Here is a 14963-nt window from a genome sequence, read left to right as displayed (position 1 = left end):
TCAGAATTGTTGACTAACTTTTATCCATTTACTGGATAATCGTTCCGATGAAGACTGCAGGAGAGCGGTTATTTACCAATTGTTAACATTTGGTGAGAATAACCTACCGAAGAAGTAAATCTTTCAGGTGCCACTATGTGGCGGGGACTGTAGTTGGAGGAACCTCTGGAGAGAACCGTACTACTTTGTTGTAGAAAGCGGTCGCCGAAGGAGCAAGCTCTACCCTAATTGGTAGTGTGAAACTCTCAGGCAAAAGGACAGAGGAGTGGAAAGACCTATTCTGCTGCAGCGCAACCGCCCTGCATCGATACCAGAGATCCGCGATCTCTGTGCTTTCACTCTTCTCCTTAAATAAGCATTATCACTTAAGGGGAAATCATGGATAACCTTCAATCTTTACTTAAATCTATCGACAATTTTGTCTGGGGCCCACCACTACTCATTTTGTTAGTTGGTACTGGTGTCTACTTCACTTTTCGCTTAGGCCTACTACAATTTCGACACTTACCTACCGCCCTAAAAATGGTGTTCAGTAAAGATGACTCTAATAAGCAAGGCGATGTTTCAAGCTTTGCTGCTTTGTGTACTGCCCTATCAGCCACCATTGGTACGGGTAATATTGTTGGCGTAGCGACGGCGATCAAACTCGGTGGTCCTGGGGCGCTTTTTTGGATGTGGCTTGCTGCCCTATTTGGAATGGCAACAAAATACGCCGAATGTTTACTTGCAGTAAAGTATCGACAGCAAGACAGCAACGGTCAAATGATCGGTGGCCCGATGTACTACCTTCAATACGGTGTTGGTTCTAAAACGCTAGCCATTATGTTCGCAGTCTTCGCGTTAGGTGTCGCGTGTTTTGGTATTGGTACATTTCCGCAGGTCAATGCCATTCTAGATGCCAGTGAGATCTCTTTTGGTATCTCCCGAGAAATATCTGCAAGCGTCTTAACATTGCTCGTTGCTTTCGTCACCCTTGGTGGTATCAAATCGATTGCGAACGTAGCCGGAAAAGTAGTACCAACCATGGCGCTATTCTATGTTCTAGCTTGCCTAAGTGTGATCATAATGAATGCAGATAAACTTCTTGATGCTGTTGAGTTAGTGCTCGTTTCGGCGTTTACTTCGACAGCTGCAACAGGCGTTTTTTTGGGAGCGAGTATTATGCTAGCTATCCAATCTGGTATTGCTCGAGGGGTATTCTCTAATGAGTCAGGCCTTGGCAGTGCGCCTATGGCCGCAGCGGCAGCGAAAACAGACTCTTGTGTTAAACAAGGCCTGATTTCAATGACAGGTACATTTTTTGATACCATTATCATTTGTACGATGACAGGCTTGGCACTTATCCTTACTGGCGCATGGCAAAGTGATTTCGCTGGCGCAGCCATGACAACGCACGCCTTTGCAGTTGGCTTAAATGCAGAGACTTTTGGCCCAATGTTGGTCTCTATTGGTCTGATGTTTTTTGCATTCACCACAATTTTAGGCTGGAACTACTATGGTGAGCGTTGTGTGGTATACCTATTTGGTACCAAAGCCGTTCTTCCCTATAAATTTATCTTTGTCGGCTTAGTTGCGTCAGGTGCTTTCCTTCACTTAGATATGATTTGGATTATCGCTGACATTGTAAACGGCTTGATGGCGATTCCTAACCTCATTGGTTTAATAGCACTACGACAAGTTGTAATTGAAGAAACAAAGCAATACTTTGCAGCCAGTGTTCAATCACTAAAAGAGCCTCAGTTACAAAACTAAATAAATAAAAAAACAGCGACATCAGTCGCTGTTTTTTTAATCTTCAACCATCAACTTTATGCCTAAACCAACTAACACTGCTCCTGTCGTTGCTTCCATCCTTTTCATAAAAGTCGAGCTTTTGAGCAAACTCTTTGCTGAGTTAAGCAGGCCCGCTAATCCACACTGCCAAACCATCGCAATGACAAAGTGAATACTCGCCATTAAACATGATTGCAAAAAAGCAGAGCCTTCAGGGTTTATAAACTGCGGCAAAAATGCCAAATAGAACACCGCCGTCTTTGGGTTCAATACATTAGATAAGAAGCCTTCCCTGAGTGAACGTTTTATATCTAACCGGGTATGGTTACTATCGGTGACTATCGAACCAACTTCCCCCTTCCAAACACTTTTAAGAGTCGTTACACCAAGCCAGATGAGGTATGCAGCACCGACCATTTTCACCAAGTTAAATAGTTCTGCCGATTGCGCTAAGATTGCTGAAATTCCAATAGCTGAGAATGCCGCGTGAACAAAAAGACCAAGACATATCCCTAAGCTAGTCGTCGCACCATCCGTAAATCCACCACGAGACGAATTCCGCACAACAAGCGCCGTATCTAATCCTGGGGTAAGGGTTAGCACCGTTATCGCGAGCAAAAACGCTTCAAAATTATTAAACACATCCATTCCTTTAACTTGGGCTATTCCATATATCTAATCTTGTTTTAAACCTCTTTGCATTAGATAGCAATCACACTAATAAATGTGACCGTCGTTCCAATTACGACTGGATTCACATTTTATTGATATAGGTCAATATATAACATGACAGCCCATTTATTTTTATTTAGTATGATATCGGGTAATCAGGAAGATTACTTAAAATGTAATTCCGGGGGAGGGAAGCACATGGTTATAGTACAGTTATCATACCAGGTAATGGGTATTGGCAAATGGACGCAAGTAAATGTCAGCGAAGATGTAGCTAGAGCACTTTTAAATGAGTATGAAAGCTACGGTTGGCCAGTAAAGCTAACGTCACAGGCAACTGACTTACGACTCGTCAACAATTACTAAAACAGTGCGTAATAACTTGGTCTACCAGCCTTAGGTTGGTAGACTTTGTTTTTTATACAGTCACGGAAGGCGATCCATGAGCGCATTCAATAAGTTAGTAGCCCATTCTCAAAAGATTTCCCACTTTAACCACTTATCTGCCATTGTAGGCTGGGACCAAGCCGCGGTTATGCCCTCGGGGGGTAATCAAGCCCGCAGCGCAGCCGTCGCTGAGTTATCGGTTCATATCCACTCTCTTCACACTCAACCTCAACTCGAAGATTGGTTTCATGAAGCGGAGCAAGAAGCACTAAATGCCCAAGATAGCGCGACACTTCGCGAGCTAAAACGTCAATGGCAACAAGCCAATCTATTGCCTGAATCATTGGTACAAGCAAAGTCCCTCGCTGGCTCAAAGTGCGAACATGCTTGGCGTACTCAACGAGGTGAAAATGATTGGAACGGTTTTGAAAAAAACTGGGCAGAAGTCGTAAAGCTGTCTCAAGAAGAGGCACAGATTAGAGCAGAAGCGAATGGACTCACTCCTTACGATGCCATGCTCGATATATATGAGCCAGGAACAAGCTCAGAGTCATTAGGCGTTCTATTTAATGATGTGAAAACTTGGTTACCTGATTTGATTGATCAAGTCATTGATAAGCAAAGCTCGGAACAGTTTATTCAGCCAGAAGGTAAGTTCGATACCGACAAGCAGAAAGCACTCGGTTTAGAAGTAATGAAACTCCTTCAATTTGATTTTGAACACGGACGACTTGATGAAAGCGTACATCCGTTTTGTGGCGGCGTACCAAGTGATGTACGGATTACCACACGTTACGATGAAAACGAATTTGTTCAGTCTTTAATGGGTATCGTACATGAAACCGGCCACGCTCGTTATGAGCAAGGACTACCTACTGCTTTATCTGGACTACCTTCGGGCGAAGCACGTTCAATGGGTATCCATGAGTCACAATCACTATTTTTCGAAATGCAGGTTGGCCGAAGCGACGCCTTTATCGAGCACCTTGCTCGTTTTGCTGGTAAGCACTTTGATCAACATAACAAAGCGCTATTCACTCAAGAAAACTTCCAAAAGCTTTATACTCGAGTGAAGAAAGACTTTATCCGCGTTGATGCCGACGAGCTAACCTACCCTGCTCACGTAATTTTACGCTATGAAATCGAGAGAGATCTGATCAACGGCAAGATTAAACATACCGATATCCCTGAACTTTGGGATAGCAAAATGCAGCAGTATTTGGGTTTATCCACACAAGGTAATTTCAAAAATGGCTGTATGCAGGATATTCATTGGACTGATGGAGCTTTCGGCTACTTCCCTTCATACACCTTAGGGGCGATGTATGCAGCTCAGTTTATGGCTGTAATGCAGCAAACCGTTGACGTTGATGGTGCTATCCGCTCTGGAGATCTATCACCGATATTCTCTTGGTTATCTGAAAATATCTGGAGCAAGGGCAGCTTACTAACTACTGACGAGTTAGTGAAACAAGCGACGGGTGAAACGTTGAACTCCGCCTACTTTAAGCAGCATCTATCTAATCGCTACTTATAAGCTAATGACCTATTAATAAACGCCTCAGTGATCGAATCGTCACGGAGGCGTTCTCTATTTAATATGTATCGTTAAGCTTTTTTCACATATTTAGCCGTTACCATCATTTCTCCGCCTTTATCAAGCTTACAGTCAAGCTGGTGGTCTTTGCCTTCCACAATACGTCGAATGGTCGCTTTGGTGCCAATCTTAAGTACCAATGAACTCCCTTTCACCTTTAAGTCTTTAATAAAGGTCACTTTGTCGCCCTGCTCTAACACAGCTCCATTAACATCTTTTATTGCATTTGCTTCTTTCTCTGCAGCAATTTCTTCAGGGTTCCACTCATATGCACATTCAGGACATACAAGGTTACTTTGATCTTGATAAACATATTCTGAAGCACAGTTAGGACAAGGAGGAAACGACATGACTATCTCTTATTTTGTGATTATTCACTCTATGGTAAAGCCTATCTCTCGATATGGCGAGTGATAAAAATCAACACGTTATTGTACGGGCTTACACCTAGCTAACCGAATAGCTAACCACTCCGACTAGATAAGCATTCAGTTTTATATTAATCTCTATGTACTAGAAAAACCTTAAGGAATACCGTCATGGATAAACTGCTTTCATCAGCACTTGATATCGGTCAGCGAACCAAAGTAACTAGCTTGTTTGTTAGCAGAGGCTATAAGATTGCTATCACAGACTATGATGATGTGGTTTTTGAAAAGTCTGGTGTTCAGATCAACGTTCACTTTGATAAAGCTTCGGTTGCCGAATCCGTATCTGTACTTGGTGATGAGGCCCAGTTAGCCCCGAAATGATTTGGGTTTCAAATTCATTCCTTAATAACAAGTCTGTTGTTTTATAGGGAGTATTCATAAACGAAAAAGCCCGCCATATTTGATGACGAGCTTTCGACTACGCGCGATGACGTAAGAGCTGTTCAATATCCTTGAAGACCGTGAATTCCTCTTCGGTATAGCCTCGAGCAATACTAACCCAATGATCACCAGTCTCATCGGTCCCTATAAATTCCGCCCTTAACTCGTACTTTCGCCAACAAAAAAAAGCGATGAGTATCGTAAGAGCTAAACTGATAAGTCCAAATTGTGGCACGAATGCCCACGTCGCAGCTGAAAGAATGAACGCTAACGAAACAATATTGATCGCATTCTCTTTCACGCCTAATTTCCTAGCTTCTATTCGTTTTATCTTGCTTAAACTATAAGAGTCTTTGCCAACTGATAAAACCTGAGAATTCACGTGGAAATCGTCACATTTATACTGCTTTCGAATCCGGATTCTATCAACTATCCTTTTGCCATCGATGTTGCTTCTCATCGTCTTTCTCCATGTTATTAAAGGTTAGTAAAAACTAATATATTCATGGAGTTATAGATGAATTTCATTTTATAAATCAATTGAGTGATAAGTTCAAGACAAAACAATTGACGGTAGCTATCATTTCCCAAAAAGACCAGACTCTCCTCGAAAGATGATCCTGTCGTTGCCTCTAAAAACACCAAACGTGACGATAGCTGATGGTGGAGTTTCAGAGCGACTATCTTGGTTCCAATCAAAATATAGCCAATGGTGGTCCGCCCCAGTGCAAGATGACGTGCCATTTAAATTAAGACTTACTTTTACTTTCTCTTTAACATAGGTATCAATTTGCACAGCTTTTATTGCCGAAGATGTACCGCTACTAACTTTGCCTGCACCACTTATTTGTACGTTAGTGATGGAAGAGGTTGGCCAAATATTATCAATACAATGATTATCTCCATCAAATAGACTAACGTCATCCCTTGTATTCGTTTCAAAGCGTTGACCATTCCAATATTCAATACTTAGTGGAATCGTTAACGGGGAACCTGACGGTCCATTTACATCATCAAGCTTCATTCTTCCGAAAAGCAGTGATGGCTGCTCATCAGGTAGTAACTGAATGTTAGTTCCTACACCCGTTGGAGTGTCCTTAAATTGAACAGGATCGTTAACCTCCGACGGGTAGATTCGGAGAGAGACATCAAGTGCTTCTCCTTGATTTATGTTGTACGGTCCATCAGGTAACAAATCACTTTGTTTACGCCAATAGATGTCAGAACTAGCCAGTTTCCAAGTGCTGCCTTCATAATGAGACGAAAACATAAGAGAACCAGCATCACCATTCGCTATTCTATCCAAGTGATTAAACTCATATATCGCTTTTAACTTTTCATCAAACAAGCCGTAATTCATGACTTTGTTTCCGAATTTATTAAATGCTGACACATCAACAGTTACTTGCTCAAAAGGTTGATTCATATAAGTAAAACTTTGGAGTGGTGGATTCTCCCAGGAATTTGAGTCAATGCTAAAAAAATCTGGATAAAAGCGACCTATATCAACCTCACTCGTATTCGTATCTAGCCCTAAGTAATGAGCATTTGCTTTCAAAGTAAATGTTCCTACTTCTGACCAAGTATGTGTAACAGTCAATAACCCAGAAGAATCCGGAATAAACTCCGCGACATTACTGGAAGACAACGTACCTAGTGTCCCAGATTTAGGGTAACTGATATCGTATGATAGATTTATTGGACCGCTATCTTTAGCATAATTGTAGGTAATAGGATACGAACATTCAGACGATGTATTTGATGAGTCCGGATGAACAATTGGCCTATATGTGACATTAAAAGGATGGCCTGAAGCTAGAAAACCCTTAGAAGCTATCGACGTGCCTAAATTTTGAGTCGAACCATCATCCGAAGAAATATCACACATTGCAATTTTCCATGGTCTAGATCGAATTTCGAAATTGCCAGTTAGCACACCTTTATCTATAGGGCAGTGGTCCTCTTCTGAACATGTGAAACTGTGGTCTACAAGCTCTACATTTATGTGCCCTGTTTCGATAAAGTTTACCGAAGCCTGTAAACTAGCCCCACCTGAAGCGGTATCAAAAGCAAGATCGGATTGGTCGGCGTTGGTGTTGAATGGGCGAATATAGCCAAATGTTGCTTGGGGTTTTCCATTATACCCTAAAGATATAACTTCATTATTGTCGTCACATGCTAGCACTTCCAGTTGAACAGCTTTATTTTCGCCAGCAAAAACATCTATGTCATCAATATGAAATTTAAACGGTACATACTTAATCTTAGAAGTATCCGTCAATTTAGTACCGTTTGTATCTAACGCAGCAATTAGATCAATATCTTCTAAATGGGTAGTGTCTTTCTTAGTGACTTGGTATGTTGATATCCCGTTATCCTCTGAGACGAAGCTAATATCTAACGAAGAACTGTTTAGCTCCTTAAGGTTGGGAATATAACCCGGTAAAAGTTTTCCTTCTTTATCATAAACACTTACAGTCACTTCATTGTTTGGTGCCGTTTCACACATTAAATGACTGTTGTTCGGATTTATTTTTATCTCAAATGGTAAATCATCTTCCGTTGGTGGCTCACAAGTTAAGTCATTGTTGATGATTTGGGCATCAGGATACAGCTCAATGTTTTTTGCTGTTACTCGCCCATTCACCTGACCTAACGCTCGAAGTTCGACAGTACCTCTACTGAAAACATCACCTTTGATTGGTTGAACGAGCTTAACATTAGCTTCATTGCCACTGTAGTTTTCTGCCCATATGAATAACTGATGCCCATTTGCTTCGAAAGAACTTCCCCCACCAAATTCAAACGTATTCACATATAAATAGGTATCTTGAGTGAGAGATAATGTACCGTTGAACTTGTAATTTTTAATATGATAAACATCTCCTACAAGAGTCAACTTTCCAGACCAACCAGTTATGTCATTATAACTTCCTGAATCGAGCGACATACCATTCCATGGAACAACAACATCTGAACCCGGAAGCTTAAGTTGAACTACATCTGGCTCTGGTATTAATAATGACGAGTCTTCTTTGCATATATGAGAATCACAAGTTGGAGTGTTAGTAAAATTGCCTTCTACCCTTATCCCTATGTTTCCAGATTTATTATGTGTTCCGACAATTTTAATGTTAGGGGTATTTGAATGCCAACGAAGCGCACCTTGGTCAGTCCATGATTGAACAGCATATGGTGTATATTTACAATTTGCGTGCGCTAGATTTATGTTAAGGGAAAGTGCAAAGATACAAAGCAGGTACTTCAAAGTAGTTTTAAACATGATCATCCACAGAATTTATTTTTTTATTGTCATACATGGATGAATCAGCAGCAGCCAGTGCTTCTTCTACTGAAATATCTAAGCCTTGATTGAAATAGTATCCGATACTCGATTTAACCCAAATATCCACCCCACTAGCAACTACTGGCTCGTTAGATATAATAGAGTGGATTCTATTGATAATATGCATCACCTGCTTTTCATCTTTTACACTTGAAAGATAAATAAGAAACTCATCACCACCAATCCTAGACACGAGATCTACGTTTCTTACAGACAGATTAATCCTTCTAGCGACCTCGATAAGAACATCATCACCACAAGAGTGACCATATGTATCATTAATCATTTTAAAACCATTCAAATCCAAGTTAACAATTGCAAAGCATTTATTTCTCTTTATTGACGATTTAATGTTCTTTTTTAAATTAGACATAAAGAACCTTCTATTAGTTAACTTAGTTAATTCATCCTCCATAGATCTATTATATAAACTGCAATATTGGGAATAGACTAATAAAATCAAAGCATGAAATATAATCACACCCCCCCAACCTAAAAATCGAATGACATTTGAATCATTTACTGAGTCATTCAAAGAAATAGACACAACCCACTCATTAGAAGGAAATATAATGCTAGTTTTCAATACAGATTTTGAGAACATTTCACTTGTACCCAACAAAAAATATTCTTCATCTCTATTAACACCATGCCCAATAGATTTAACTGACAGGTCGTATTGGTTATCCACTTTCATGATAACTTCACTTTTAAATAAGCTATTTATATCTAACACAGCCCCACTATTACCCCAATATTTATTATTTTCTGGCGGATCTAAAAAGATAGGATTAAATGCTATTATGCTCAATCCACCTTGAACGAGCTCAAGTGGTTTTGATATATGAATTGTTTCGGTTGCTTTAGCCTCTTGTATCGCACTCCATTGTTCAGGAATTGTTCTATAATTTAACCCTAAGGCTCTCTTATTACCTTCTATTGGATATATGGATTCAATTATGTCATTTGGCGCAATACCCAAAACCTTTAAGTGCTTAGATTTTGAAAATATACTTCTAGAAATATAAGACCATTGTTGTTCAGATTTATTAATTTCAGCAATTGCAATTGCAATTGCCGACAAGGTGTTTGTATGATGTATATCAGAGTATATTTGAGCTTCTAAGTTTGAACTCACAGCAGAAAGTGTTTCTTCAATTTCTTCCAAACGGTTTTTCTTGAAAAAAAACTCAACAAAATACAACCCAACAATCGAGCTAATTAATAAAGCAAACATAAACACAAAGTGCTTTCTAGGCATAATTCAATCCCAATCCACAGCTGGATAAAAATTGATATTAATATGGCCAAAGACAAACCGAACTAGCACTAAACTGAAAGGATTGTAAGCTTTTTCCTAAAAGTCACAACATCGTATTGTGGAACGCCCGAACTGCTCTTAACTCACTAGCTGTCTTCAAATAAAGATTTAACAATGTAAGGCTTTCGTACCTGCTACCTAGGTAAGATTGATTAGTTGGGCCTAACCGCAAACTCTTATTACTTAGAGAGTTTTTAGTTGAGTGATTCTTGTTTTTTACAAGAAAAGTCTGATAAAACAGCCCTCCCGTTGCTAACTTTTCATCGTAAGGTTATTCATAATTTAGTCATCGCTAAAGAAGGAAAAACCATGAAAAAATTGCGAGGTAAGGATAGGCTCATCGAAAATGGGCGAGTAATCATTAAAAACCGGTACTTACCAAAGTTGCGTCTAGTGATCAAGCTAAAAAGTCGTTACTTCATGGAATATAAACTTAGTTACCTAGATCTAATATCTTTTTCCGCTGCAATAACACTATCTTTATTGTTTGGAGGATTAATGATTTATTTAACCCCTATAGTTATGAGAGCTATTTCATGAATATAAAATTAAAAAATATATTAATACTCGGTTCAATAATAGCACTACCCACAATTGGATGCTTCTATATAAATACATTCATGCAAGGCATAAAAATACTAGCACATTTACTGCTGTATAATACTTTCTACTAAAGCCCTCTATCCAGAGTCTCTGAATATAATTAATGATTGGTATTAATGATGCGATTATTCCAGCTAACAAACAATGAAGTCGAGTTACTGCTTTTTTTACTGCTGCTTGGGATAGGAGTAACTTTAGCATTTATGGTTGGGAAGTTCTTTCAGCTTGCCAACGAACTAATTAAACAAACACAACAACTTTCAGACAAGGATTCAGTGAACTCGCAGGCTTGATACATGACAAAACCAATAAACCCGAACATTATTAATCTGCTTAACTTGGCTGTCATGTCACTTTTACTCGATACACCGAATAATATGTATCCACTTTCACTTGATGGATATGGTTCTCTCCTAGCACTTTGACTACCAATGAAAATGTATCTTCTTCCCCAAAACGCGCTATTAATGCTAGATAATATTTCATGGACGAGAACAACACATGTGCCAATTGCTCAGTAGTCATAGGTAAGATTAAGCTATCTTGATGCACCTTTAACTCCCTGAATTCATTGTAACCTTCAAAGTTCTCAGCATGATTATAGTTTGAAGGCTTGGCCTTAATCTCAGCTTGTAAGAGAGACATATACTCAGATAACTGAACCTTAAAGTCATAGGCAACAACAATCGAACTCGGACGACAGACGCGAACGAGTTCAGCTACCAAAGCATCTGACTTCGCATAAGACAAAGAGCCAGCAAAGGTGACGATATCCGACGAGTGCTCATCTATAGGAATGTGTTCCCCAGTACTTTGGATATATGAGATATTATCACTTGGTTCTGTTTGAGACAGCATCTCAGTGCTTGGCTCTACACCTAAGACTTCTGTACAGAAGTCAGATAAAGCTTTGCTAGACAGCCCAGTGCCACACCCAATATCTACCCCACTCTGGAACTCATAGTTTCCACAATGAGATAAAGCCTGTTCTAGAATTTTGCTGTGTATAGGCGGGCGATAAGCTGCGTAATGCTTAGAGACTTCAGTATTATATTGCTCACTCATAGCAAATTCTCTCTTATTCTCGATAAAAATCGCCTGTGATATAACGCTGCATTGAATGGTGAACAATGCCAGCCACGACACTTAACCTATTGTAACGTAAGCACTAAGGCTGTCTTAAACAAATATCGGCAAGCGTTGAGAATCACTTTTAGATGCTTTGTTATGCTTGTACTGATTGATAACCAAACCTAGCCAAGTAATGCCATAGTTTTTTAACTTCTTGTTCTTCATAGCCCTGCTTGGCAACCGCTAAACCCAGTATCTTTGCATTTATGCTCCCGTTTTGAGCTAGCTCTTTGGCTAGTTCAATATACTTCTGACCTCGATAGTCAGGATAGCGACTCATTTCTTCCAGGCTAAGCTCGTAACCATTATGCCATTTGACTGGAACACCCAAGTCTAAAGCTTGCTGTTCAATAGGGCTAGCGCGAAAAATTGGGTCAAGAACAAGACATTCGATATCGTCTTTTATTGAGATTTCACCATGTATATGTGCCTCGATATAGTCATCTAATAAGTCTGAATTTGAAGCTAGTGCTTTATCTATTAAAGGGGTAACTCGATTGAAAACGGCAAAGTCTACAGGTTCAAAATAACTATCGGGATAGCAAAAGGTGGTTCGAGTAGAAACATGAGCTTTAAGCTGGAAGTATGATGACCCGAATCGAGGAGATGCACCCATTTCATAATTTCTGAAATTTAGAGCTCCATATTTTGGTCTAAGGCTAGTTGGAGCGTCATCGTATGCACGATCAAAGACACTTTCTTCCCAAAGCCAGCGTTCGCCGCCAAGATAAGCAGTCAAACCGCCATTGCTTGTACCAGTTTCAAATTGGGATTTCAGATAGCCGTCTTCTGCGATTGCTTGAAGTATTGGTTTGTTCTCAGCAGTAAAGCGATCAGGATGGAAGTTGATTGTAACAGAACTAGCCAAGGATGACTCAATACCTTGAGACTTGAGTCTGATATTTTCGATTGCTTGCTCTACTGCATTTTTAACCATGCGATCTCCTACTTTTCGACAAAGAGCATAAAGCTACGTTAAGTAGCGAACAACGCGACCACCAAACCTAAATCATTGTGCTGTAAACACTAAAACTTTGAACTTAAGCTGCCTAGCGTTGGGAATCACTCTTAAATGCTTTGTTATGTGCGTTCTAAAGACATTGGTACGAACCTAATTCCATTGAACTCGGCTTCTTTACCTGTTGCTACGAAGCCATTTCGATTGTAGAACCCAACAGCATTTACGGACGAACGTAGACTAATTTCACGAGCATCTGTCTGATTGAGCAAGTGATTCAATAAAGTACGACCTAAACCTGATCCCTGTTGTGAACTTGCAACAAACAAATGTGTTACATAATTTCCATCACGCAAAGCAGCAAAACCTAGGACTTCTCCACCCGATACAGCCTTAATGGATGAAAACTTCTCATTACAAAAAGTAGTCGCTAGGTCAGGTAAGATTCTGTCCTTATACTCTTGCTTTCCTTGCGCATTAAACAATGGAAGCACATCCTTGTCTGAGACCTCTGAAACTAGTCTTGTTACTTCATCTAAATCTGCTATTAGGACCTTCTGAATTTCCATATTTCCTCCGAGCACATAACGCCAAATCAAGTAGTGAGTAACGCTACTACCCAACTAAACCATTGTGCCTTAAACACTAGAGCTGATTAAAACCCAAAGCGCCAAGCGTTGTAAATCCGTCGAAAATGCTTTGTTAATAAACAGCTTACAACGCGAGTTTAAACCCTTCATGTGTTGCTTTGAATCCAAGTTTCTCATAGAACCGAATTGCATCAGGACGCTGTTTATCACTTGTTAACTGAACGATTGAACAGCCTTTTCTTTTGGCCAGTTCGATAGCATGTGTAAACATCTGCTCACCGAAACCCTCTCCACGATAGTCACTATGGATTCGAACCCCCTCGATAAGACAACGCCAACTACCAATATGCGTTAGGTAAGGAATAAATGTAATTTGAAGCATCCCCACTAGAGCGTTGCCTTTCTCTACAACAATTAAATCGTTGTTTGGGTCTCGCACAATTGCTTCGAACGCTTCAAGATAGGCACTATTCAACGGAACAGAAACATCTTCTCTTTTGCTGCCAAGAGGATCATTTGCAAGCAAAGCAACAAGAGCTTCCAAATCTTCAAATTCCGCTGAACGATACTTTAATTCCATTTATAGCCCCTTAATACTTCTGAAATTGTTTGTTGTAACAACGACTGCCTCAATGTAGAAACCTACAGTGTACCCCGTTCGAAAGCTAGAATGTTCTCGAATGCAATTTTAAAATACAGTTCATAACTATTGTGCTCTACATAGCCCAAATGAGGTGTAGCCGTAACATTGGGCAACGAAAGTAAAGGCTCGCTATTGAGAGATGCAGGTTCAACATCAAAAACATCGAGAGCAGCTCGCTTAGTCGGAACAGAAACAAGTTCATTGTAGAGAGCTGACGGTTCAACAAGTTCTGCACGACTAATGTTTACAAAAAGAGAATCTGCTTTCATCAACTTTAAATCGGAGGCTTTTACACACGCTCGGGTCACATCATTTAAGCGTAGGTGAAGTGAAATGATATCAGAGCCAATAAAAAACGCGTCTTTGGAGGTAGCAGCTTCAAAGCCATGTTCAATCGCCAGTTTCCTTGACGATTCACTGCCCCAAACAACAACCGACATTTCAAATGTTTTAGCATATTGAGCAATTCGTTGCCCTATTTTTCCATAACCCCAAATGCCAAGCTTTAAGCCTTTTAGAGTTCGACCTAAACCTAACACACCTGAGTCTTGCCATTTACCCTTTCTAAGGTTCGCCGAATAACTAGGAATGTAGCGACTGGCAGCCATAATTAGCGCCCATCCCAACTCAGAAGGTGCGACCGGAGAGCCACGCCCTTCTAGCACTTGAACCCCATACTTTTCACATAAATTCACATCAATATGATTGCTGACTTTGCCAGTTTGACTAATGACTTTGAGGTTAGGCAATCGTGACAGCAGGGATTCTGTTATTACTGTCCGCTCCCGAATTAGAACAAGCGCCTCTGTTTCTTGAAGTTGATCAACAAGCTCAGTCTCAGGGAGTGTCTCATTCAAAGCTGAAACGTCATGGTGTGATAATAAATCGAAACAATCTAAGGTTTTGACCACCTCCTGGTAGTCGTCTAGCACTGTGATTTTCACTCAACTCTCCTTGTTGTTATAACGACAAATTTAGGTACGAACAGCGCTATTACCTTAGCTAAACCCAAGTGCTATGGACACTAAACTAGCTTGAAGTGAAAGCGACAAGCGTTGCGTATCACTTTTAAATGCCTTGCTAGCTTAATGAGCTAGACTAATATAAGCAACCACACACTCAAAGGAATG

Annotated in this window: 14 protein-coding genes and 1 riboswitch; of the genes, 4 read left to right on the top strand and 10 right to left on the bottom strand. The window is 40.1% G+C overall.

What is annotated here, in order from left to right:
* Positions 1–155: 155 nt before the first annotated feature.
* A riboswitch (glycine riboswitch) is annotated at positions 156–271 on the top strand.
* Positions 272–378: 107 nt separating this feature from the next.
* Positions 379–1752, top strand: a complete 1374-nt coding sequence (locus tag AAFX28_RS15580; protein ID WP_408688978.1) for an alanine/glycine:cation symporter family protein — start codon at positions 379–381, stop codon at positions 1750–1752.
* Positions 1753–1788: 36 nt separating this feature from the next.
* Here the strand turns inward: AAFX28_RS15580 and AAFX28_RS15575 are convergent, their stop codons facing one another.
* Entirely contained in the window at positions 1789–2421 is a 633-nt protein-coding gene (locus AAFX28_RS15575) for a LysE family translocator (RefSeq protein WP_408688976.1), read from the bottom strand.
* A 222-nt stretch (positions 2422–2643) separates the two neighbouring features.
* On the opposite strand from AAFX28_RS15575, the gene AAFX28_RS15570 reads away from it, so the two are divergent.
* Both AAFX28_RS15570 and AAFX28_RS15565 read left to right on the top strand, forming a co-directional pair.
* Entirely contained in the window at positions 2644–2811 is a 168-nt protein-coding gene (locus tag AAFX28_RS15570) for a hypothetical protein (RefSeq protein ID WP_408688975.1), read from the top strand.
* A gap of 76 nt (positions 2812–2887) precedes the next feature.
* On the top strand, positions 2888–4369 hold the full coding sequence (locus tag AAFX28_RS15565; protein WP_408688973.1) for a carboxypeptidase M32: 1482 nt from the start codon (positions 2888–2890) through the stop codon (positions 4367–4369).
* Positions 4370–4440: 71 nt separating this feature from the next.
* On the opposite strand, the gene AAFX28_RS15560 is transcribed toward AAFX28_RS15565, so the two are convergent.
* Positions 4441–4779 carry a zinc ribbon domain-containing protein YjdM gene (locus AAFX28_RS15560; RefSeq protein WP_408688972.1) on the bottom strand — a complete coding sequence of 113 codons (339 nt, stop codon included), beginning with the start codon at positions 4777–4779 and terminating at the stop codon, positions 4441–4443.
* 189 nt (positions 4780–4968) lie between these two features.
* Between AAFX28_RS15560 and AAFX28_RS15555 the strand changes: the two genes are divergently transcribed.
* Complete coding sequence (locus AAFX28_RS15555) at positions 4969–5181, top strand: hypothetical protein (RefSeq protein WP_408688970.1); 213 nt, start codon at positions 4969–4971, stop codon at positions 5179–5181.
* Positions 5182–5278: 97 nt separating this feature from the next.
* Here the strand turns inward: AAFX28_RS15555 and AAFX28_RS15550 are convergent, their stop codons facing one another.
* From AAFX28_RS15550 to AAFX28_RS15515, 8 genes are all read right to left on the bottom strand, one after another.
* The gene (locus AAFX28_RS15550) at positions 5279–5701 is read right to left on the bottom strand and encodes a hypothetical protein (protein WP_408688968.1); all 423 of its coding nucleotides are present in this window, start codon (positions 5699–5701) and stop codon (positions 5279–5281) included.
* Positions 5702–5821: 120 nt separating this feature from the next.
* Positions 5822–8524 (bottom strand): DUF6701 domain-containing protein, encoded by a 2703-nt coding sequence (locus AAFX28_RS15545; protein ID WP_408688966.1) that lies wholly within the window; start codon positions 8522–8524, stop codon positions 5822–5824.
* Positions 8517–9848, bottom strand: coding sequence for a diguanylate cyclase domain-containing protein (locus AAFX28_RS15540; RefSeq protein ID WP_408688964.1), 1332 nt, complete (start codon positions 9846–9848; stop codon positions 8517–8519). The genes AAFX28_RS15545 and AAFX28_RS15540 overlap by 8 nt, the downstream gene beginning before the upstream one ends.
* 1008 nt (positions 9849–10856) lie before the next feature.
* A complete protein-coding gene (locus AAFX28_RS15535; RefSeq protein ID WP_408688962.1) occupies positions 10857–11576 on the bottom strand; it encodes a class I SAM-dependent methyltransferase in 720 nt (239 codons plus the stop codon).
* A 160-nt stretch (positions 11577–11736) separates the two neighbouring features.
* A complete protein-coding gene (locus AAFX28_RS15530) occupies positions 11737–12579 on the bottom strand; it encodes a DUF3626 domain-containing protein (RefSeq protein ID WP_408688961.1) in 843 nt (280 codons plus the stop codon).
* Positions 12580–12722: 143 nt separating this feature from the next.
* Complete coding sequence (locus tag AAFX28_RS15525) at positions 12723–13169, bottom strand: GNAT family N-acetyltransferase (protein ID WP_408688960.1); 447 nt, start codon at positions 13167–13169, stop codon at positions 12723–12725.
* A 145-nt stretch (positions 13170–13314) separates the two neighbouring features.
* Positions 13315–13770: an N-acetyltransferase family protein gene (locus tag AAFX28_RS15520; protein ID WP_408688959.1), complete on the bottom strand. Its 456-nt coding sequence runs from the start codon at positions 13768–13770 to the stop codon at positions 13315–13317.
* 62 nt (positions 13771–13832) lie between these two features.
* Positions 13833–14777: a D-2-hydroxyacid dehydrogenase family protein gene (locus tag AAFX28_RS15515; RefSeq protein WP_408688958.1), complete on the bottom strand. Its 945-nt coding sequence runs from the start codon at positions 14775–14777 to the stop codon at positions 13833–13835.
* Positions 14778–14963 lie beyond the last annotated feature (186 nt).

Source organism: Vibrio sp. TBV020, from assembly GCF_046056895.1.
In the GTDB taxonomy this organism is placed as follows: domain Bacteria; phylum Pseudomonadota; class Gammaproteobacteria; order Enterobacterales; family Vibrionaceae; genus Vibrio.
Note: the sequence above shows the minus strand (reverse complement) of the source record. Positions and strands in the feature narration are given on the sequence as shown.

Coding starts and splice junctions, on each gene's coding strand:
- AAFX28_RS15580 (WP_408688978.1), top strand. CDS start 379: ATGGATAACCTTCAATCTTTACTTAAATCTATCGACAATTTTGTCTGG.
- AAFX28_RS15575 (WP_408688976.1), bottom strand. CDS start 2,421: ATGGATGTGTTTAATAATTTTGAAGCGTTTTTGCTCGCGATAACGGTG.
- AAFX28_RS15570 (WP_408688975.1), top strand. CDS start 2,644: ATGGTTATAGTACAGTTATCATACCAGGTAATGGGTATTGGCAAATGG.
- AAFX28_RS15565 (WP_408688973.1), top strand. CDS start 2,888: ATGAGCGCATTCAATAAGTTAGTAGCCCATTCTCAAAAGATTTCCCAC.
- AAFX28_RS15560 (WP_408688972.1), bottom strand. CDS start 4,779: ATGTCGTTTCCTCCTTGTCCTAACTGTGCTTCAGAATATGTTTATCAA.
- AAFX28_RS15555 (WP_408688970.1), top strand. CDS start 4,969: ATGGATAAACTGCTTTCATCAGCACTTGATATCGGTCAGCGAACCAAA.
- AAFX28_RS15550 (WP_408688968.1), bottom strand. CDS start 5,701: ATGAGAAGCAACATCGATGGCAAAAGGATAGTTGATAGAATCCGGATT.
- AAFX28_RS15545 (WP_408688966.1), bottom strand. CDS start 8,524: ATGTTTAAAACTACTTTGAAGTACCTGCTTTGTATCTTTGCACTTTCC.
- AAFX28_RS15540 (WP_408688964.1), bottom strand. CDS start 9,848: ATGCCTAGAAAGCACTTTGTGTTTATGTTTGCTTTATTAATTAGCTCG.
- AAFX28_RS15535 (WP_408688962.1), bottom strand. CDS start 11,576: ATGAGTGAGCAATATAATACTGAAGTCTCTAAGCATTACGCAGCTTAT.
- AAFX28_RS15530 (WP_408688961.1), bottom strand. CDS start 12,579: ATGGTTAAAAATGCAGTAGAGCAAGCAATCGAAAATATCAGACTCAAG.
- AAFX28_RS15525 (WP_408688960.1), bottom strand. CDS start 13,169: ATGGAAATTCAGAAGGTCCTAATAGCAGATTTAGATGAAGTAACAAGA.
- AAFX28_RS15520 (WP_408688959.1), bottom strand. CDS start 13,770: ATGGAATTAAAGTATCGTTCAGCGGAATTTGAAGATTTGGAAGCTCTT.